General features: G+C 63.6%; 16 protein-coding genes. 12 read left to right on the top strand and 4 right to left on the bottom strand.

The window, feature by feature from the left end:
- Positions 1 to 18: 18 nt before the first annotated feature.
- Both CAFEL_RS06740 and CAFEL_RS06735 read left to right on the top strand, forming a co-directional pair.
- Positions 19 to 3,198 carry a DNA translocase FtsK gene (locus CAFEL_RS06740; protein WP_194559433.1) on the top strand — a complete coding sequence of 1,060 codons (3,180 nt, stop codon included), beginning with the start codon at positions 19 to 21 and terminating at the stop codon, positions 3,196 to 3,198.
- Between the two features lie 432 nt (positions 3,199 to 3,630).
- Entirely contained in the window at positions 3,631 to 4,806 is a 1,176-nt protein-coding gene (locus CAFEL_RS06735) for a TerC family protein (RefSeq protein ID WP_194559432.1), read from the top strand.
- Between the two features lie 10 nt (positions 4,807 to 4,816).
- Here CAFEL_RS06735 and CAFEL_RS06730 read toward each other — a convergent pair whose 3' ends face one another.
- Positions 4,817 to 5,101 (bottom strand): YciI family protein, encoded by a 285-nt coding sequence (locus CAFEL_RS06730; RefSeq protein WP_194559431.1) that lies wholly within the window; start codon positions 5,099 to 5,101, stop codon positions 4,817 to 4,819.
- A 49-nt stretch (positions 5,102 to 5,150) separates the two neighbouring features.
- Between CAFEL_RS06730 and pgsA the strand changes: the two genes are divergently transcribed.
- The 5 genes from pgsA to CAFEL_RS06705 all read left to right on the top strand — a co-directional run bounded on the left by pgsA (position 5,151) and on the right by CAFEL_RS06705 (position 11,994).
- On the top strand, positions 5,151 to 5,690 hold the full coding sequence (pgsA, locus tag CAFEL_RS06725) for a CDP-diacylglycerol--glycerol-3-phosphate 3-phosphatidyltransferase (protein WP_194559831.1): 540 nt from the start codon (positions 5,151 to 5,153) through the stop codon (positions 5,688 to 5,690).
- Entirely contained in the window at positions 5,687 to 6,226 is a 540-nt protein-coding gene (locus CAFEL_RS06720; RefSeq protein ID WP_194559430.1) for a CinA family protein, read from the top strand. The genes pgsA and CAFEL_RS06720 overlap by 4 nt, the downstream gene beginning before the upstream one ends.
- 23 nt (positions 6,227 to 6,249) lie before the next feature.
- On the top strand, positions 6,250 to 6,612 hold the full coding sequence (locus tag CAFEL_RS06715; RefSeq protein WP_194559429.1) for a helix-turn-helix domain-containing protein: 363 nt from the start codon (positions 6,250 to 6,252) through the stop codon (positions 6,610 to 6,612).
- A 71-nt stretch (positions 6,613 to 6,683) separates the two neighbouring features.
- A complete protein-coding gene (locus CAFEL_RS06710) occupies positions 6,684 to 7,532 on the top strand; it encodes a PspA/IM30 family protein (protein ID WP_194559428.1) in 849 nt (282 codons plus the stop codon).
- A 211-nt stretch (positions 7,533 to 7,743) separates the two neighbouring features.
- The gene (locus CAFEL_RS06705) at positions 7,744 to 11,994 is read left to right on the top strand and encodes a lamin tail domain-containing protein (RefSeq protein WP_290171972.1); all 4,251 of its coding nucleotides are present in this window, start codon (positions 7,744 to 7,746) and stop codon (positions 11,992 to 11,994) included.
- Positions 11,995 to 12,070: 76 nt separating this feature from the next.
- Here CAFEL_RS06705 and CAFEL_RS06700 read toward each other — a convergent pair whose 3' ends face one another.
- The 3 genes from CAFEL_RS06700 to CAFEL_RS06690 are packed head-to-tail and all read right to left on the bottom strand — an operon-like array spanning position 12,071 to position 13,934.
- A complete protein-coding gene (locus CAFEL_RS06700) occupies positions 12,071 to 12,676 on the bottom strand; it encodes an energy-coupling factor transporter transmembrane component T family protein (RefSeq protein ID WP_194559426.1) in 606 nt (201 codons plus the stop codon).
- The gene (locus CAFEL_RS06695) at positions 12,673 to 13,362 is read right to left on the bottom strand and encodes an energy-coupling factor ABC transporter ATP-binding protein (protein WP_194559425.1); all 690 of its coding nucleotides are present in this window, start codon (positions 13,360 to 13,362) and stop codon (positions 12,673 to 12,675) included. Before CAFEL_RS06695 ends, CAFEL_RS06700 begins: the two co-directional genes overlap by 4 nt.
- 5 nt (positions 13,363 to 13,367) lie before the next feature.
- Positions 13,368 to 13,934, bottom strand: a complete 567-nt coding sequence (locus CAFEL_RS06690; RefSeq protein ID WP_194559424.1) for a biotin transporter BioY — start codon at positions 13,932 to 13,934, stop codon at positions 13,368 to 13,370.
- A gap of 43 nt (positions 13,935 to 13,977) precedes the next feature.
- Here CAFEL_RS06690 and CAFEL_RS06685 point away from each other — a divergent pair, with 43 nt between their 5' ends.
- From CAFEL_RS06685 to CAFEL_RS06665, 5 genes are all read left to right on the top strand, one after another.
- Positions 13,978 to 14,193: a DUF3046 domain-containing protein gene (locus CAFEL_RS06685; RefSeq protein ID WP_063936922.1), complete on the top strand. Its 216-nt coding sequence runs from the start codon at positions 13,978 to 13,980 to the stop codon at positions 14,191 to 14,193.
- Between the two features lie 234 nt (positions 14,194 to 14,427).
- Positions 14,428 to 15,555 (top strand): recombinase RecA, encoded by a 1,128-nt coding sequence (recA, locus tag CAFEL_RS06680; RefSeq protein WP_194559423.1) that lies wholly within the window; start codon positions 14,428 to 14,430, stop codon positions 15,553 to 15,555.
- Positions 15,556 to 16,137 (top strand): recombination regulator RecX, encoded by a 582-nt coding sequence (recX, locus tag CAFEL_RS06675; protein WP_194559422.1) that lies wholly within the window; start codon positions 15,556 to 15,558, stop codon positions 16,135 to 16,137. It abuts the gene before it with no gap.
- Positions 16,138 to 16,184: 47 nt separating this feature from the next.
- Positions 16,185 to 16,901 (top strand): 6-carboxyhexanoate--CoA ligase, encoded by a 717-nt coding sequence (locus CAFEL_RS06670; RefSeq protein ID WP_194559421.1) that lies wholly within the window; start codon positions 16,185 to 16,187, stop codon positions 16,899 to 16,901.
- Positions 16,898 to 18,046, top strand: coding sequence for an aminotransferase class I/II-fold pyridoxal phosphate-dependent enzyme (locus tag CAFEL_RS06665; RefSeq protein WP_194559420.1), 1,149 nt, complete (start codon positions 16,898 to 16,900; stop codon positions 18,044 to 18,046). The genes CAFEL_RS06670 and CAFEL_RS06665 overlap by 4 nt, the downstream gene beginning before the upstream one ends.
- Positions 18,047 to 18,058 lie beyond the last annotated feature (12 nt).

Here is an 18,058-nt window from a genome sequence, read left to right as displayed (position 1 = left end):
GGAGTTAGAGTTACACCCATGTCTGTCAAAAACACCGCGCCGCGCTCGTCGCGGTCTTCAACGCGCCGTCCAGAAGGCGGCACCCGCTATGGCGGTCCGGTGTCCATGACGCACCCGCCGACATCGTCGAACGTGGCCGCAGAAACCGCCGACGAACGTGTGGGATCCGCGTATAGAGTCGTCGGCCATTCGCTGGGCGCAGCTGCCCGCGGCGTCGGCTCGTTCTTCCGCCGCGACAAGCACGAGTCCGACTATGAGGACGCCGCCACCCGCAGGCCCAGGCGCAGCCGTGACGATTGGGACGAGGAATGGGAGGACGATCTGGACATGCCAGAGGAGCGCACCGAAAGCTCCGCAAACGGTGATCGCCGGGACCGCGAACCGCGGCGGGAAAGCCGCTTCGGCGGCCACAGCACGTTTGAGACCCACGCCGACGCGTGGGGTTTGCTTCTCATTGGCCTCGCTGCAGTCATCGGCGGTTCGGTCTGGTTCGACGTGGCCGGCCCAGTGGGGGAAGTCATCTCCACCGGCACGCACTGGCTCATCGGCGCGGGAGCGCTGATCTTGCCGGTGATCCTCGTCGGCATCGCTATCGCACTGATGCTCAACGTGCGTGCCTCCGACGCAGTGCGCGCACGTGTCACGCTAGGCCTTTCCATCATCGCTATTGGCATGCTCGGCCTGATCCACGTCTTCTCCGGCAACCCGGCGGCGTGGGAGGAGCGCAAGCTCGCCGGCGGCGCACTTGGCGCCTTCACCGGCGGTGTGCTCGCAGCCGGATTCTCCTCTTTCGTCGCAATCCCGCTGCTTGGACTCGTGATTGTCTACGGTGCGCTGAAGACCACCGGAATCACAGTGCGCGAGGCGTACGACTACATCAAGGACCTGGTCACTCGGATGCTGTCCAACACGGACACGCCCGACGACGACCGGGATCCGTACAGCCACGTCGCCGACGACTTGGACGACATCGCGGAAGGCCGCGAGCGTCGCAACACCCGCGATCGGGGCACTGGTGGGGCAGCGACGCGTGCAGCCTCTCGACGTGGGCGTGGCCGCACAGCCGACGCTGCACGCCCGGACCGTTCGGACCGCCCGGCACGGCGCCCGTCGCTGCGCCGCCCGACCCCGATGGAAAGTTACCCGGCCGACGGCGAGGACGAGCTGGATCTTTTCGACTTCGCCGACGAGGTCGAAGACCACGACAGCTTCGATCAGCCTGCGGCCGAGCCCGCCGATTCTGCGGAGACCGCCGTGGTCCAGCGCCCGGCGGCCGCTCCGGCACCGGCACCCAAGCCCGCTTCGGCCAAGTCGAACGCATCACGACCTGCTAAGGCGAAGCCAGCACAGCGCGACAACGAAACAGTCAACGAGACGAAGGTGCTGCAGCGGGAAGCTCCGGAGGGTGAACGTCGAGAAGCAACTGCCCCCGATGCCGTAGCCAGCTCGCGCGAGCAGATGGCGAAGGCGATCGCGGCGCGCAGCGGCATCGACGCCTCCAAGATCCCCGCAACCACCCCGAAATCCGAGGCAGAAAAGGCCGCGCCGAAACAGGTGCGCAAAATCTCGCAGGGCGACTACAACCTGCCGTCGACGGAACTGCTGCTCGCAGGCAACGCGCCGAAGACGCGCACCGAGGCCAACGACCGCATGATCGAGGCGATCACCGACGTCTTCGAGGAATTCAAGGTCAACGCCCAGGTCACCGGCTTCTCCCGCGGACCGACAGTGACCCGCTACGAGGTGGAGCTGGGCCCCGGTGTGAAGGTCTCCAAGATCACCAACCTGCAATCCAACCTGGCCTACGCCGTGGCCACCGACAACGTGCGCCTGCTCACCCCGATCCCGGGCAAATCCGCCGTGGGCATCGAGGTGCCCAATGCAGACCGCGAAATGGTGCGGCTGCGCGACGTGCTGGACTCGCCGAAGGTTTCCGCGCAGGACGACCCGATGCTCATCGGACTGGGCAAGGACATCGAGGGCGACTTCATCGCTTCCTCGATCCAGAAGATGCCGCACCTGCTGGTGGCCGGTTCCACCGGTTCCGGTAAGTCCGCGTTTGTAAACTCCATGCTGATCTCGCTTTTGACGCGAGCGACGCCGGAGGAAGTCCGCCTGATTCTGGTGGACCCGAAGATGGTGGAGCTGACCCCCTACGAGGGCATTCCGCACCTGATCACGCCGATCATCACCCAGCCGAAGAAGGCCTCCGCGGCACTGCAGTGGCTGGTGGAGGAGATGGAGCAGCGCTACATGGACATGAAGTCCGCGCGCGTGCGCCACATCAAGGACTTCAACCGCAAGGTCCGCTCCGGCGAACTGACCGCACCTCCGGGATCCGAGCGCGAAATGCGGCCGTACCCGTTCATCGTGTGTGTTGTGGACGAGCTGGCTGACCTCATGATGACGGCGCCGAAGGAGATCGAGGAATCCATCGTGCGCATCACCCAGAAGGCGCGTGCGGCGGGCATCCACCTGGTGCTGGCGACCCAGCGTCCGTCCGTGGACGTGGTCACCGGCCTGATCAAGACGAACGTGCCGTCGCGTCTTGCCTTTGCGACGTCCTCGCTGACCGACTCCCGCGTCATCCTGGACCAGGGCGGCGCCGAGAAGCTCATCGGCATGGGCGACGGCCTGTTCATCCCGCAAGGCGCCGGCAAGCCGCAGCGCCTCCAGGGCGCGTTCGTCTCCGACGAGGAGATCCAGGCGGTCGTCGAGGCAGCGAAGGCGCAGCAGGACGAGCCCGACTACGTCGAGGGCGTCACCGAGGATAAGCAGGCCGAAGCCAAGGTCATCGACGACGACATCGGCAAGGACATGGACGACCTGCTCGAGGCCGTGGAGCTCGTGGTCACCTCCCAGCTCGGTTCCACGTCGATGCTGCAGCGCAAGCTGCGCATCGGCTTCGCCAAGGCCGGCCGCCTGATGGATCTGATGGAATCCCGCGGCGTCGTCGGCCCGTCCGAAGGCTCCAAGGCCCGAGACGTGCTGGTCAAGCCCGAGGAGTTGGAGACCATCATCTGGATGATCAAGGGCGCGGACCCGGCCGAGGCACCTAAGGACGTCACGCTTGACGACGGCGCCGGTGACGACGATTCTGACGCTTCGCAAGCTGGCGACGGCTCCGGTGCTGCTGGCGGCGACGCCGACACCCGGACTGTCACCGCGACGTACAACCCGACCGGGGGTGCGTTCTAAGCGGCGGACGCACAACCGTCGTAGATGCTTACCCCAGGATGCTTACTGGGGCTAGTTGCTTACCCCAGGATGCTTACCCATCGAGTGGTGCACTCCTTATGGCACTGGATGTCTCGAGAAGTAAGCGTTTAGAAATAAGCATCCTCGGGTGGTAAGCACCCTGGAGTAAGCATTTGAGCCGGGCCGGGGAGCGGGCCGAAACTGCTCCCAAGGCAGGCGGGCTTCACGCACGCCCGTTGGCATCCCGGAACCGGCGAAAACGGCATGCCGCGCCGTGTGGTGTAGTGTGAAACGCGCTTGGAGGGGAGTACCCCGGAAGTGTCCAGGACCGTCAGCACGGTGCCGTCGTAAAGTGAAGGCCCCGGTCCGGACCGCCCACGGCGGTGGGGGAGACCTCCGGTCTATTTTGTCATGCTGACCGGAGGCTTATTTATGCATGTGCCCTTGTACATTTGGTTGATCACCTCGGCGGTGATCCTGGGATTTTTCGTCTTCGACTTCGTCTCGCACGTGCGCACCCCGCACGAACCGACGATGAAAGAGTCAGGCGGCTGGGCGCTGTTCTACATGACCATGGCCGCGATCTTCGGCGGGCTCGTCTGGGTGCTGTGGGATAGTGAGCATGCGCTGCAGTTCTTCACCGGTTACATCACGGAACTGTCGTTGAGTGTGGACAACCTCTTCGTGTTCGCGCTGATCATGGGAGCGTTCAAGATTCCTCGCGCGTACCAGCAGAAGGTGCTGCTCATCGGCATTGTTATGGCGCTGGTGTTCCGCCTCATCTTCATCCTGCTCGGCGCCGTCATCATCTCCGCTTGGGCGTGGGTGTTCTACCTGTTCGCCGCGTTCCTGATTTACACCGCTATTAAGCTGGTTTACGACGAAGTCACCGACCAGGAAGACCCGGATCCGAACGACATGTTTGTGGTCAAGACGCTGCGCAAGGTCATTCCGGTGACCAGGTCGTACCACTCGGACCGTCTGGTGTCCGCCACGGAGACCGGCAAGAAGGCCGTCACCCCGTTGTTTGTGGCGCTGCTGTCCATCGGCTTCATTGACGTGATGTTTGCCTTCGACTCCATTCCGGCAATTTTCGGCATCACGCAGGAATCCTTCCTGGTGTTCACCGCCAACGCGTTTGCGCTGCTCGGCCTGCGTCAGCTGTACTTCCTGCTCAACGGCCTGCTGGACAAGCTGGTGTACCTGCCGTATGGCCTGGCAATCATCCTCGGCTTCATCGGTGTGAAGCTGCTGCTGCACGCGCTGCACGAGAACAACCTCCCGTTCATCAATGGCGGCGAAGGCCTGAACGTGCCGGAGGTCGGCACCGTTGCCTCCCTGCTCGTCATCGTGGGAACCCTCGCGGTCACCGCAATTGCGTCCCTGATGAAGGACCGCGCGGAGGTGAAAGCCGGCCGCCGGGATCCGGAGGAGAACAAGTACCACATCGATTACGACGACCACGGCAACCGTCGAAAGGTGGACAGCGAAGGCCACCACGTGGAGTGGATCGACGATCCGGCCACTTCCGGCAAGGGTGACCACACCGCTACCGGTTCGCGCGACACCGCCCACCTCGACGTCGCCCGCGGCGGCCGCAAGAACTAGCGCGCGAGCGTTAGCTAAAGATATTCATCACCGGGTTCCACTCCCGGATCTCGCGGGCCGCTAAAGCCCCGGCGACGGTGTATGGGTCTCCGTCAAGCGCGGCCGCCGCGTCGGCCTCGGTTGCAGTGTCCGGCAGCTGCAGGATGATCAGTGCCTGCTCGGCGCCCGCGAGCGGCCCGGAGCCGACGATTCGGCCCAGAGACAGCTGGGAGGATATGAATTCGCGGTGGGCGGGCCGTGTTTCGTCGACAAGCGATTGCTCACCGTAGGTGTACGTGGCTGCGAAATACTTCATATAGGGCAGTCTAAGAGCGCGGTGGAGCATGGGTATGGTGGAGTCTGTGATGCAACCCGACAAGCAGTCGAATTGGAACCTCCCGAACATTTTGACCTCGCTGAGGATCCTGTTCATCCCCGTTTTTGCCTGGCTGGTGCTGTCTGAGCGCTGGTGGTGGGCGTTCGGGTTGTTCGTTGCGCTCATGATCACGGACAAGCTCGACGGCGACATCGCGCGCGCCCGCGGGCTGGTCACAGACTTCGGCAAAATTGCCGACCCGATCGCGGACAAGGCGCTGATGATCACGGCGCTGGTCACCCTGAATATCGCCAGCACGCTGCCGGTGTGGGTGACGGTGGTCATTGTGGCCCGCGAGCTTGGCATCACGGTGTGGCGCATGGTGATGCTGCGCCGCGGCAAGGTGGTGCCGGCATCGAAGGGCGGCAAGCTGAAAACCGCGCTGCAAACCCTCGCCGTCGGGTTGTACTTGTGCCCGCTGCCCGCGTGGATTGACACTCCGACGTTCGTGGTGATGCTGTTGGCGGTCGCGGTCACCGTGGTTACGGGCGTGCAGTATCTGGTCGACGCAGGAAAGGTGAACAAGTGACTACTGCGCAATTGCTTATCGACGAGCTCCGCACCCGCCGCCAAACCATCGCCTTTTGCGAGTCGCTCACTGCCGGTCTGGTCTCTGCGACGTTGGCTGATGTGCCGGGTGCCTCGGATGTGTTGGTCGGGGGCCTGGTGACGTACTCGCCGGAGCTGAAGACGGCGCTTGCGGATGTGCCGGCGGAGCTGATCGAGCGCGAGAGCGTGGTCTCTGCTGCTGTTGCGCGCGAGATGGCGCGCGGGGCGCGGCGCGTGTGCGGGTCCGACTGGGCGGTGGCGCTGACTGGTGTGGCGGGTCCCGACAGCCAGGACGGTGTGCCCGCCGGCACCGTGTGGATTGGTTTGGCGGGGCCGAAGTGGACTGCCTCGTCACAGGCGGCTGAGCTGCTCGACCCGTCTGTCGGCCAGTATGCGCTCATGCCAGGAGCTGCGGTGCCCGTGCGTGTGCTGTCCGGGCAGCGCAACGAAGTCCGCCGCCTGGCGGTAGAAGCCGCGCTGGTCGGTGCGCTGACGGGCGTGCGGGAACAAAACTAAACGGCGAGTCGTTGGAGGAATTGATGACCACTACTACTTTGCTCTACGACACCCCGGTAAACCTGCCGCTTGCCCCGGCCGAGGTTGCCCCTGCTCCGTCCCGCGAGCCGCTGTTCCGAGAGGCGCTCGGCATGTCGCTGCGCGCGTTCCGCGCCGACAAAGGCGTGACGCTGCGTGCGCTGGCGAAGGAAGCACGTGTGTCTTCCGGCTACATCTCCGAGCTGGAGCGCGGCCGCAAGGAGGTTTCCTCCGAGCTGCTGGCCTCGCTGTGTGAGGCGTTGGGCACCACGGTCTCCGAGGTTCTGCTGGAAGCTGTGGCGAACATGTCGCTGCACTCTTTCACCGAAGAGCTGGAGCGCACCACGCCGGCTGCTGCGGAAGCGTAGCTGGCAATCCGCGACTACAGTGGTTGGCGTTTAACGCAATCTACTGACAGAAAGGTCACGGTGCTTTAGCCATGGCGAATCCTTTTGTGAAGTTCTGGAACTACTTGATGGCGCTCTTCGACAACAAGATCGAGGAGAACGCGGACCCAAAGGTCCAGATCGAGCAGGCCATTAACGACGCTCAGCGTCAGCACCAGGCACTGTCCCAGCAGGCGGCTGCCGTGATTGGCAACCAGCGCCAGCTGGAGATGCAGCTCAACCGTCGCCTGGAGGACGTTGAGAAGCTGCAGGCGAACGCACGCCAGGCGCTCCAGCTCGCCGACAAGGCACGCGGCGAGGGCAATGCCCAGAAGGCGCAGGAGTACGAGAATGCTGCCGAGGCCTTCGCGGCCCAGCTGGTGACCGCCGAGTCCGGCGTTGAGGACACCAAGCAGCTGCACGACCAGGCGCTGCAGCAGGCGGCCCAGGCGAAGCAGGCCGTTGAGCGCAACGCGGCGCACCTGCAGCAGCAGGTGGCGGAGCGCTCCAAGCTGCTGTCTCAGCTGGAGCAGGCGAAGATGCAGGAGAAGGTCTCGGAGACCATGCAGTCCATGAACTCGATTACCGCCTCCGGCCCGAACCTGGACCAGGTGCGCGACAAGATCGAGCGCCGCTACGCCAACGCGCTCGGTGCCGCCGAGCTCGCGCAGAACTCCATTGAGGGCCGCATGGCTGAGGTCGAGCAGGCCGGCATTCAGATGGCGGGTCACGGCCGCCTGGAGCAGCTGCGCGCCGAGATGGCAGGTGAGTTGACCGCAGGCAAGAAGCAGGCGATCGAGCAGGGCAACGCGCAGCAGACTGGTTCCGCCGCGCCGACCGGTGCTGACGTCACCGACGACGCGGTTGCTCAGCGCATGCGTGAGCTGCGCGGCGACGCTTAGATACCAGCTAGTTTTTGTGACCCCGGGATGTTTCCCGGGGTTTATTTAATTGTTCAAGTTTTATTCACTTGGACGTTCGCGCAAATTCACGCAAACATACTACTTTTCCAAACGTTTTCCAAGTTTGTTATGAGACTTTCCCAAGGAGGAAGTTCCCGTGAAGAGTAGTTCCCGTGCGCGTCAATTTGCTGTGCCATTTACCGTGATGCTCGTGTCTGGTTTTGCGTCGGTGCCCGTGGCAGCGGCAGCAGCGTCGACTGACATCGTCATCAATGAGGTGGTCACCAACTCTGACCCGATCGGCGACTGGGTGGAGCTGGCCAATCCAACCGACAACGACATTGACATTTCGGGCTGGACCGCCATTGACAGTGGGAAGAGCAGCAAGCCGATCACATTCCCAAAGAACACCGTCATTCCGGCGCGCGGATACTACGCCTTCTACACCGATGGCACGGGCGTCACTCCAGATGGATCTAAAGGGTTCGGCCTTGGTGGCGACGATCAGATCACCATCAAGGATGAGAAGGGCAACCAGATCGACGAAAAGAAGTGGTCGTCTCACGGCATGAGGGATGGTGTTCACACCTCACGAGGCTTGGTGCCGGACATGACTGGAAAATGGCAGATCACGGACGGGCCGACTCGTGAAAGCGCTAACGCCAAGTCCGATTTTGACAAGGTCTTTATCAATGAGATCACGACGGACGGCGTCGATTTCATCGAGTTGGTGAATAACGGCGACAAGGCGGTAAATATCGGCGGTTGGGTGGTCGTCGATAGTGGCGATGGCAAGGGCAACACTTACATCACCTTTGCACCGAATACGATCATTCCCGCAGGCGGTTATTACGTTTTGACTCCGGACGGGAAAGAGGGCGGCGTAGTCCCAGATGGCACTGATGGGTTCGGGCTCAGCGCTAAGGACAGCCTGACTCTCAAGACGGCTGCAGGAGAGCTAGTTGATGAGTTCGGCTGGACGGAAAGCCCGGTGTGCGAGGGGGCGGCGACGTCGTGGTCCCGCTACTCGGAAGCCAACAACGACTTCAAGATGTCCTCGGCGAAGTCCAAGGGTGACGCCAATGCCGCTCCCTGCGGGGTGGAGGACGAGGAGCCGAACCCGTCGGAGGTGCCGTCGTCGACAAGCCAAAAGCCTTCGAACACTGGCAAGATCAGGATCAATGAGATCCAGACCAAGGGCGACTTTGTTGCTGATTGGGTGGAGTTGTACAACGCGGGCGATACGCCGGTGGACATCTCGGGCTGGAAGTTTGCAGACGACAAACAGGGGCGCACACCGATTGTGTTCCCGAAGAATACGGTGATCCAACCGGGCGGGTACTACTCGTTCTACACCGAAGTCGATACTCCCGACGGTTCGAAGGGGTTCGGGCTTGGTGAGGCTGACAGTGCGCGCCTGTACAGGCCAGACGACAACAAGCCATTCGACGAAGTGAGCTGGACGTCGCACACTCGCTTCTCCTGGGGGCGCACCCCAGATGGCGAGGGTGATCTCGTCGCTCTTGCGAAAGTGACAAAGGACGGAAAGAACGCTGAGGAACTCGTATGGCCGGAGGGTGAACCGTGGCCGGATGAGGTCAACTCAATCAATACGGTCGGCGGTTTCGCGGGCGAGAACTTCTCGGGCGTAGATTTCGACGGCAACGGTAACGCCTGGATTGTGAACAACAACCCGGGGCGCCTGTTTGAGCTGGAGTACGACGAGGACAAGAAGACCTACAGCAAGAAGAACGAATGGACTCTCACCTATGAAAATGGTGCAGGGAATCCGGACGCGGAAGGCGTGACCGTAGGTAAGGACGGCAAGATCTACATTGCCACCGAGCGTGACGGTTCTGGCCCCTCCCGCCCGTCCATCCTCGAGTTTGACCCTTCCCGGGGCAAGGTGACTGGCGAGTGGAACCTCAATTCAATCACTGGTGAAGTACCACCGAACTTTGGTTTGGAAGCCATCGCCTACTTGCCGGACCTTGATGTGTACGCGGTGGGTGTGGAGTACACGGGCTTCGTCCACTTTGTTCGCCTGCAGCCTAACGGGGAGTTCGAAGAGGTTGGCAAGTACGAAAACCCTGAGCTGCGCAGCGTCATGGCGTTGGATTACAACGCGAATAGCAAGGAGCTTCGCGTGCTTTGCGACGAAGCCTGCGACGGCCTTTCTGTAGTCGTTTCCTTCGACGGTACAACCGCGCATGAGGTATCTGGGGTTCAAGCACGACCCGTCCTCATGGAAAACTTTGCAAATGAGGGCTATGGCACGTACGAGAAGATTGGGGAGTGCACTGTCGATGGGCAGCGTACCGTGGTTACCCGTTTCTTGTGGTCTGATGATGCTCCAAATGATCCGAGCAACGGCCTGGCGTTGCGCGCTGCAGAAGCAGAGCGGACGGAGTCTTGTACGCCCGCAGAACAGCCGACCCCAACGGTGACTTCGGGCAACACCACTACGAGCGCTGCTCCGACAACCGTCACGGTCCCGGCGGTCACCGAGACTGTGACTCCGACCGTGACTACTACTGACACCGCGGTGACAACCACGGTGAGTACCGAACCTACGACCGTCACTGAGACGCCGACGATCACATCCACGGTGACCACGACTCCGACGAAGACGGCTGCGGCGGTGACTGCGACGCAGACGGAGACGGCTGCGACGAAGACTGTGGTGCCGACGGAGACGACGAAGGTCACCGAAACGCCGGTGACCACTGCTGCGGCGGTGACTGCGACGCAGACGGAGACGGCTGCGACGAAGACCGTGGTGCCCACGGAGACGACGAAGGTCACCGAAACGCCGGTGACCACTGCTGCGGCGGTGACTGCGACGCAGACGGAGACGGCTGCGACGAAGACCGTGGTGCCCACGGAGACGACGAAGGTCACCGAAACGCCGGTGACGACGGTTGCGGCGGTGACTGCAACGCAGACGGAGACGGCTGCGACGAAGACCGTGGTGCCGACGGAGACGACGAAGGTCACCGAAACGCCGGTGACGACGGTTGCGGCGGTGACTGCAACGCAGACGGAGACGGCTGCGACGAAGACCGTGGTGCCGACGGAGACGACGAAGGTGACCGAAACGCCGGTGACCACTGCTGCGGCGGTGACTGCAACGCAGACGGAAACGGCTGCGACGAAGACCGTGGTGCCCACGGAGAGGAAGAAGGTCACCGAGACTCCGACGACGACGGCTGCGGCAACCGTCGTGTATACGACGGTGAGCGCGCCGGAGGTTACCGTGACGCCGACGGAGACGAAGAAGGTGACCACGACTCCGACGACGACGGCTGCGACGGTGACTGCAACGCAGACGGAGACGGCAGCGACGAAGACCGTGGTGCCCACGGAGACGAAGAAGGTCACCGAGACTCCGACGACGACGGCTGTGGCGGTGACTGCGACGCAGACGGAGACGGCTGCGACGAAGACCGTGGTGCCCACGGAGACGAAGAAGGTCACCGAGACTCCGACGACGACGGCTGCGGCGGTGACTGCGACGCAGACGGAGACGGCTGCGACGAAGACCGTGGTGCCCACGGAGACGAAGAAGGTCACCGAAACGCCGGTGACCACTGCTGCGGCGGTGACTGCGACGCAGACGTCATCGGCTAAGGCTGAGACGGTCACGCCGACGGTGACGGAGCAAGTTGATGTCACGCCGGTGGCAACAGCTGATGCGGTGACGGAGACAGTAACGAATACGGCACAAACCACCACGGTTACCGCAGCCCCAGTCACAACCACTGTCGCCGGTCGCTCGGAGACCGAGACTGTGACGCCGACATCCACGGTTCAATCGGACCAGGACGCAGTCGACGTTGATGCACCTGTCACGACGACGCGTACCGCTCCGAATCTGACGAAGATTGTTGCGGGTGAAACAAATGTGTACTACCGGGTGGCTGCGGCTAATGGGGCAATCGTCGAGGTTAACGACCTGCCGGAGGGCCTCGAGTTCCGCCCCGAGGACAACGTCATTGCGGGCAGGGTTGCAAAGCCCGGCAACTACACCGCGGAAGTGGTGACGACGACCGGAAACTCTACGATCGTTGAAAAAGTCCGTTTCGAGGTGGAGGCCGCTCCTGAAACATCGACCGAGCACCCGCTCACCACGGTGACCCAGACAGCAACGGCACCGGCGGAGTCTCAGGGGTCGTCGTTGGACGGCAAGTGCGTCGCTGCGCTGACCGGATGGTCGCTTCCGCTTGTGGCGCTGATCCCGCTGGGGATTGCATCGCAGGTCGACCTTCCGCTGCCGGCAGGCGTTCAGGATTCACTCCATGCACTGAGGGATCAGGCGCAGCAGATGCTCCCGCAGGTTGATCCGCAGATCGGCATGATCGCGGGCGGCTTGGCAGCGGCGGCACTTGGTGTCCTTGCAATCGTCAGCATTGTCAATGCATGTGGTGGCGGTGAAGGTAGCTCCGCAGGTAGCAGCAACTAATAGCTAGCCCGTCTCAGCGCGTTCCGCCCGGTCCCTCACAGCAGGGGCCGGGCGGAACGTCGTCGTTAAGCAGGTGCTAATCAACGGCTCCGCGGGCCATGAGCGCTTCTCCCATCATCTTCGCGCGGCGCACAGACCGAATCACCAACGGGATGCCAAAAGCGGTGAAGGAGAAGCCGGCGCCGCGGGCTTTTCGGGCTTCGAGGACTTCGTTCGCGGTGGCGAGGGTCAGCGGGATCAGGCGGATGGTCAGGGCGATAGTGAGGGAGATCAGCTCCCCGGTGCGGCCGAAGGGGGCCAGCGCGCGATCCAGCGCCGCCAGCAGTTCCTCCACCGGGGTGGTCAGGGTGAGCAGGTTCGCCGCGGCGATGGTGGCGAGCAGACCGATCAGCAGCGTCAGCGCGGATTGCACGCCGTTTTGCCACACCATGAACACGCCCAGAAACAGCAGCACGGGCAGCAGCGGCACGAGCTGGCGCCACGCCACGCGCGCGGGGATGCGCGCCCACACGTAGAGCACGAGCACAAACACGAGTGCGGCGAAAGAGTGCCACGGCTGGGTGGGCAGGGCAGTGACAGCAATGATGAATATGACCAGCAGCACGAACTTCAATGCTGCGCCCATGCGGTGCAGCCACGTGTCGCCGGGGATGTAGACGCCTAAGGGGAGTTCGCGGATCACGGTTTCGCATCCATGAGGTCGGTATAGAACGCAATCGCATCATCGGGCGCGCCGTCGTAGGCCAAGGCACCGTCGTCGATGACCAGTACGCGGTCGAATCCGCGCAGCATCTCCAGGTCGTGGGTGACCACGATCAGCTGCTGGTCCAGCGACATCAGCTCGCGCACAATGCGGCGGCGGTTGCGCAAGTCCAGCAGGGTGGTGGGCTCGTCGGCGATGATCGTGTCCGGCTCGATCACGAGCACCGAGGCGAGCGCCAGCATCTGCTTCTCGCCGCCGGAGAGGGTGTGCGGGGAGTGCTCCGCGCGGTCGGTGAGATCGAAGCGTTCCAGCACTTCTGCCACGCGGTTTTTTACCTCCTCGCGCGGCAGTTTGAAGCGACGTAGGGAAAACGCCACGTCGTCGGAAACGCGCGGCATGACAATCTGGGACTCAGCGTCGGAGAAGACAAATCCGACGCGTTTGCGGATGTCTTTGCCGCGTTTGTCGGGCGTGAGCCCGTCGTAAAGCACTTGCCCTGATGTCGGCTCGATGAGGCCGTTGATCAGGCGCACGGTGGTGGATTTCCCGGAGCCGTTGGAGCCGATGATGCCGATGCGCTGCTCCGACAGGCTCACGGTGAGCGGCGCGAGGATCTGCTCGCCGTCGTAGGCGACGGCGGCGCCGCGGAACTCGATAAGCGGCATGGCGTTTACTTGCGGGCCCCGCGCAGGTCCGGGAACGCCTGGTGCACCGCGAACGCGATGGCGATCATGAGCGCGACCTTGCCGGCGTCCGGCAGCAGGAACGGCACCTGCGCCGCCCAGGCTGCGCCGAAGCTCATGTCAGCGCGCCACATCAGGCCGAACACGCCGCAGAGGTATTGGAAAAACAGGCCTAAGTAGCCAGCGAGAACGAGGATGCCGATACTCGCTGCCTTGTTCGATCGAAGCGGTGCGGTGTACGCGATCGCACCGGCGACGGCGGCGGAGACAAGGTAGCCGACCAGGTAGCCCACGGTCGGACCACCGAGTGCGGAGATGACGGTGCGGCCGCCCGCGAGCACCGGAAGCGCCAGGCCCACCAGTAGGAAGATTGCGGCGGAGGAGAGGCCGCGGCGCCACCCGAGCACCAGCCCGGCGAGGATCACGGCGGCGTTCTGCAGCACAATAGGCACGCCGGCAGCGCCGACGGGAATGGAGACGAAGCCCAGCACAATGACGATGGCGGCAAAGACCGCGATTAGCGCGATATCCTGCGCCGTAGAGTTTTTCTTCATGCGCGGGAGTGTACCGCGGCGGGTGGCGTGTACTGTCGGGCGCATGCGTTTGACGGAGTTTCACCAGCTTGTGCAGGACGAGTTCGGCTCAGAGCGTGCGCAGTGGATCATCCAGACCCAGGTGTTGCCCGGGTTTGAGCAGACGTCTGCGCAGCTCATCGACGCCGGCGTGGACCCGCGCGACGCGTGGCGGGGACTCTGTGACGCGTTCGATGTCCCGGAGGAGCGCCGCCTCGGGGTCGATCGTCCGGGAACCTAAAAGGGCAGTTGCTTATCGACGGCTCCGCCACCCCGGCGTGTCTTTGAATTTCGAACACGTTTGCGTGTATTCTCTGGCGTGTCGCCGTCGCGTTCTACAGTGTGCCGTGTTTTCCGCTTGGGAAAGATTTCTTCGCGTTGAATGGAACCGAAGCGGTATAGCGATACGTCTAACTAAGAAACTGTGCACGCGACGCGCCCAGCGCCGCCGAATACTTGGAGGTAGAAACACCACATGGCAACGAAGAAGAAGTCCGCGGCTTCGGCCGGCAACGACCGCAAGAACGCGCTCGATGCAGCGCTGGCAATGATTGAGAAGGACTACGGCAAGGGCGCTGTCATGCGCTTGGGCGATGAGAACCGCCCGCCGATCCAGTCCATCTCCTCCGGCAACACCGCTATCGATGTCGCGCTCGGCATCGGTGGTTGGCCGCGCGGACGAATCGTGGAGATCTACGGGCCGGAATCTTCGGGTAAGACCACCGTGGCGCTGCACGCGATCGCTGAAGCCCAGCGCGGCGGCGGCATCGCTGCGTTCATCGACGCGGAGCACGCGCTCGACCCGGACTACGCGCGCAAGCTCGGTGTGGACACGGACAACCTGCTGGTGTCCCAGCCTGACACTGGTGAGCAGGCGCTGGAGATCGCGGACATGCTGGTGCGCTCGGGTGCGATCGACATGATCGTGATTGACTCGGTGGCCGCACTGACACCGAAGGCCGAGATTGAGGGCGAGATGGGCGACAGCCACGTCGGCCTGCAGGCCCGCCTCATGTCCCAGGCGCTGCGCAAGATGACCGGTGCGCTGTACAACTCCGGCACCACCGCCATCTTCATTAACCAGCTGCGTGAGAAGATCGGTGTGATGTTCGGCTCCCCGGAGACCACCACCGGCGGCAAGGCGCTGAAGTTCTACGCATCCGTGCGTTGCGATGTCCGCCGCATTCAGACGCTGAAGGACGGCCAGGACTCCATTGGCAACCGCACCAAGATGAAGGTGGTGAAGAACAAGGTTTCCCCGCCGTTCAAGATCGCCGAGTTCGACATCATGTACGGCGAGGGCATCTCGCGAGAGAGCTCCATTATCGACATGGGTGTGGAAAACGGGATTGTGAAGAAGTCCGGCTCCTGGTTCACCTACGAAGGCGACCAGCTGGGCCAGGGCAAGGAGAAGGCCCGCATCTTCCTCAAGGAGAACCCGGACCTGGCCGACGAGATCGAGGACAAGATCTTCCGCGCACTCGGCGTGGGCAAGTACGCCAACACTTCCGATGAGCTGACGGACGAGCCGGTGGACGTGGTGCCGAACATCGACTTCGACGATGAGGACGATGCTGTCGCACCGGCAACTGCGGAGAAGTAGTTGGCGGACGCGGACCAGATTGCCCGGCTCCAGGCGGCGCTCGATGCCTACGAACCGGGCACCGGTCTTTTCGACCGGGAACACGAGGAGGCGCTAGCGCCCGTGCGCAAGCGTGCCCTCGGCCTGCTGGATCAGCGTGCGCGCTCCCGCACGGAACTGCGGGACCGGCTGATCAGGGCGGAGTTCGAGCCGCAGCTTGTCGACGAAGTGCTCGACGACCTGGCGGGCTCCGGGCTCCTCAACGACGCGCAGTTCGCTCACGAGTGGGTGCGCCAAAGAGCTGCCCGCCGGGGCAAATCCACCCGAGCGCTGGACATGGAGCTGCGTGACAAGGGCGTTTCAGGAGCGGACCGCGCCGCAGCACTGGAGCAGATCTCTGAAGAAGACGAAGAACACACCGCACGCGCTGTGGCAGAAAAGTCCGCGCGGAAGGTCAAAGCAGCCCCGGCAGACCGTGCCGAGTACGACAAACATCTGCGCCGCGTCGTTGGCGCGTTGGCCCGGCGCGGCTTTAACCAGGGGATGGCGCTGCGCGTCGCGCGCGAGGAACTGGACGCGCGCATTGCCGAATGTGAGGAGTAGCCCGAAACACTGAACAGTGTTCAATGCCGTCTCCTAGACTAGTCCGCATGGCATTGTTCAGCGTGAAGATGCGCTCCAGCGCGGACGGCACCCACATCTCCGGCGCCGAGCGCATCGTGGAGAAGCATGAGGTCCCGGACGTGTGCGCCGCCATGAGCAAACGCGCGTTGGCCCACGGCAAAGGGCAGCCGGATGCAATCACCGTGACTGTCACCGCGATCGACGGCGAGGTCGAGCGCATCCCGGCGTTGCCAATCACGGAAGCGCGCTGCGCAGACCCATTGGACGCCCGCGACACCGTCATCAGCGCCCTGGCCCCGCTGACCCCGCACGCCGCCGAAGCGTGGAACCTGCTCACCACCGTTCGTGACATGCGCGGCGCCATCTTGTTCCACGCAGCAACCGGTGCACGCCTCGAACCGGAGCATGCCCGCGGCGTGCGGGTGACCTCCATGGACGCCGCCATCGCCACAGGGGAGCGCCCTGAGGCGCACTCCGGCAAGACCCGCGTCACCGATGCGCTTGTGTTGGCCTCCAAAGTGGCGCATCACCCAGCGGTGCTCGCCGAGGTGTGCATCTCTGACGATCCGGACTACACCACCGGCTACATCGCCTCCAAAAAGTTGGGCTACCTGCGGGTGCCCAACATAAAGCCCGCTGGTTCGCCGGTCGGCGGCCGCCTGTTCGTCGTGGACACCGACGAGCCCGCAGACTTGATCACTTTCCTCGAGCACACCCCCGTGCTGGTCGGGGAGGCAAAATGAGCTGGCTCGACAATGCCGCCAAGCACTACAGCGAGGACTGGCGCAGCCAGGGCCTTGAGCGCACCCCCGCAATGTTTGGCACCGGCCAGACCCCGGTAGCGACCATCGATGGGCGCGAGTACGTCCTGTTCAGCTCCTCGAACTACCTGGGGCTTGCCGAACACCCCGCCGTGACTAAAGCGGCCTCCGACGCACTCAAACAGTTCGGCGCGGGCTCCGGCGGATCGCGCCTGACCACAGGCACCACGGACCTGCACACCCAGGTTGAGCGCGCCTTCGCGCGCTTCCTCGGCTACGACGACGCCGTGTTCTTCTCCGCCGGGTTCATGGCCAATGCCGGCGTGCTGCAGGCGCTCGCCGGACCGGACACATTGATCTTGTCGGACGAGCGCAACCACGCCAGCATCATCGACGGCTGCCGGCTGGCCAAGGCGCAAGGTGCCACGGTGCGCGTATACCGCCACCGCGACCCCGCGCACGTCGACGAGCTGCTCCGCCAACACTCCGGAGAAGCAATCGTGGTCACCGACGGGCTGTTTTCCATGGACGGCACCCTCGCGCCCGTGCCGGAACTGCTCACCATCTGCCGCACCCGCGGCGCCGCACTCATGGTCGACGACGCGCACGGCACCGGCACCCTCGGCGCCACGGGCCGCGGCATCACGGAGCACTTTTCGCTTATCGACGACCATCCGGACGTCCTCGTCGCCACCTCATCAAAAGCACTCGGAGTCGAGGGCGGGGCAGTGGCTGCCTCCGCACCAGTGGCTGCGCTGCTGCGGCAGAAGGCCCGCACCTTCGTTTACTCCACCTCGTCTACGCCGGCCACGTGCGCGGCGGTTTCGGCGGCCATCGGCGTGCTCGAGAGCGACGGTAGTCCGGTGACTGCGCTGCACCGGAACATCCGTCGCTTGGCAGGCCACCTCGGGATGGGCGACTGGGCCAGCCCGATTATCCCGGTGCCCATCGGCGACGAGGCCAAAGCAGTCGACGCATCCGCCACACTGCGCGAAGCCAGGTACTTCGTGCCCGCGATCCGCTGGCCTACCGTCCCGCGGGGTGCGGCGATGCTGCGGGTGACGGTGATGGCCACCCACACCGACGCACAGATCGACGGGCTGGCAGACGTCATTTCGCGGTTGTAGCCCACCTGGTTA

Source organism: Corynebacterium afermentans subsp. lipophilum (genome assembly GCF_030408375.1).
Classification (GTDB): domain Bacteria; phylum Actinomycetota; class Actinomycetes; order Mycobacteriales; family Mycobacteriaceae; genus Corynebacterium; species Corynebacterium lipophilum.
The sequence above is the reverse complement of the archived record's forward strand: the minus strand, read 5'-3'. Positions and strand labels throughout refer to the sequence as shown.

Excerpts from the sequence above, each read along its gene's own strand:
- recA (WP_194559423.1), top strand. The coding sequence starts at position 14,428 with ATGGCAACGAAGAAGAAGTCCGCGGCTTCGGCCGGCAACGACCGCAAG.
- CAFEL_RS06740 (WP_194559433.1), top strand. The coding sequence starts at position 19 with ATGTCTGTCAAAAACACCGCGCCGCGCTCGTCGCGGTCTTCAACGCGC.
- CAFEL_RS06665 (WP_194559420.1), top strand. The coding sequence starts at position 16,898 with ATGAGCTGGCTCGACAATGCCGCCAAGCACTACAGCGAGGACTGGCGC.
- CAFEL_RS06730 (WP_194559431.1), bottom strand. The coding sequence starts at position 5,101 with ATGAAGTATTTCGCAGCCACGTACACCTACGGTGAGCAATCGCTTGTC.
- pgsA (WP_194559831.1), top strand. The coding sequence starts at position 5,151 with ATGCAACCCGACAAGCAGTCGAATTGGAACCTCCCGAACATTTTGACC.
- CAFEL_RS06710 (WP_194559428.1), top strand. The coding sequence starts at position 6,684 with ATGGCGAATCCTTTTGTGAAGTTCTGGAACTACTTGATGGCGCTCTTC.
- CAFEL_RS06690 (WP_194559424.1), bottom strand. The coding sequence starts at position 13,934 with ATGAAGAAAAACTCTACGGCGCAGGATATCGCGCTAATCGCGGTCTTT.
- CAFEL_RS06695 (WP_194559425.1), bottom strand. The coding sequence starts at position 13,362 with ATGCCGCTTATCGAGTTCCGCGGCGCCGCCGTCGCCTACGACGGCGAG.
- CAFEL_RS06670 (WP_194559421.1), top strand. The coding sequence starts at position 16,185 with ATGGCATTGTTCAGCGTGAAGATGCGCTCCAGCGCGGACGGCACCCAC.
- CAFEL_RS06715 (WP_194559429.1), top strand. The coding sequence starts at position 6,250 with ATGACCACTACTACTTTGCTCTACGACACCCCGGTAAACCTGCCGCTT.
- CAFEL_RS06735 (WP_194559432.1), top strand. The coding sequence starts at position 3,631 with ATGCATGTGCCCTTGTACATTTGGTTGATCACCTCGGCGGTGATCCTG.
- CAFEL_RS06685 (WP_063936922.1), top strand. The coding sequence starts at position 13,978 with ATGCGTTTGACGGAGTTTCACCAGCTTGTGCAGGACGAGTTCGGCTCA.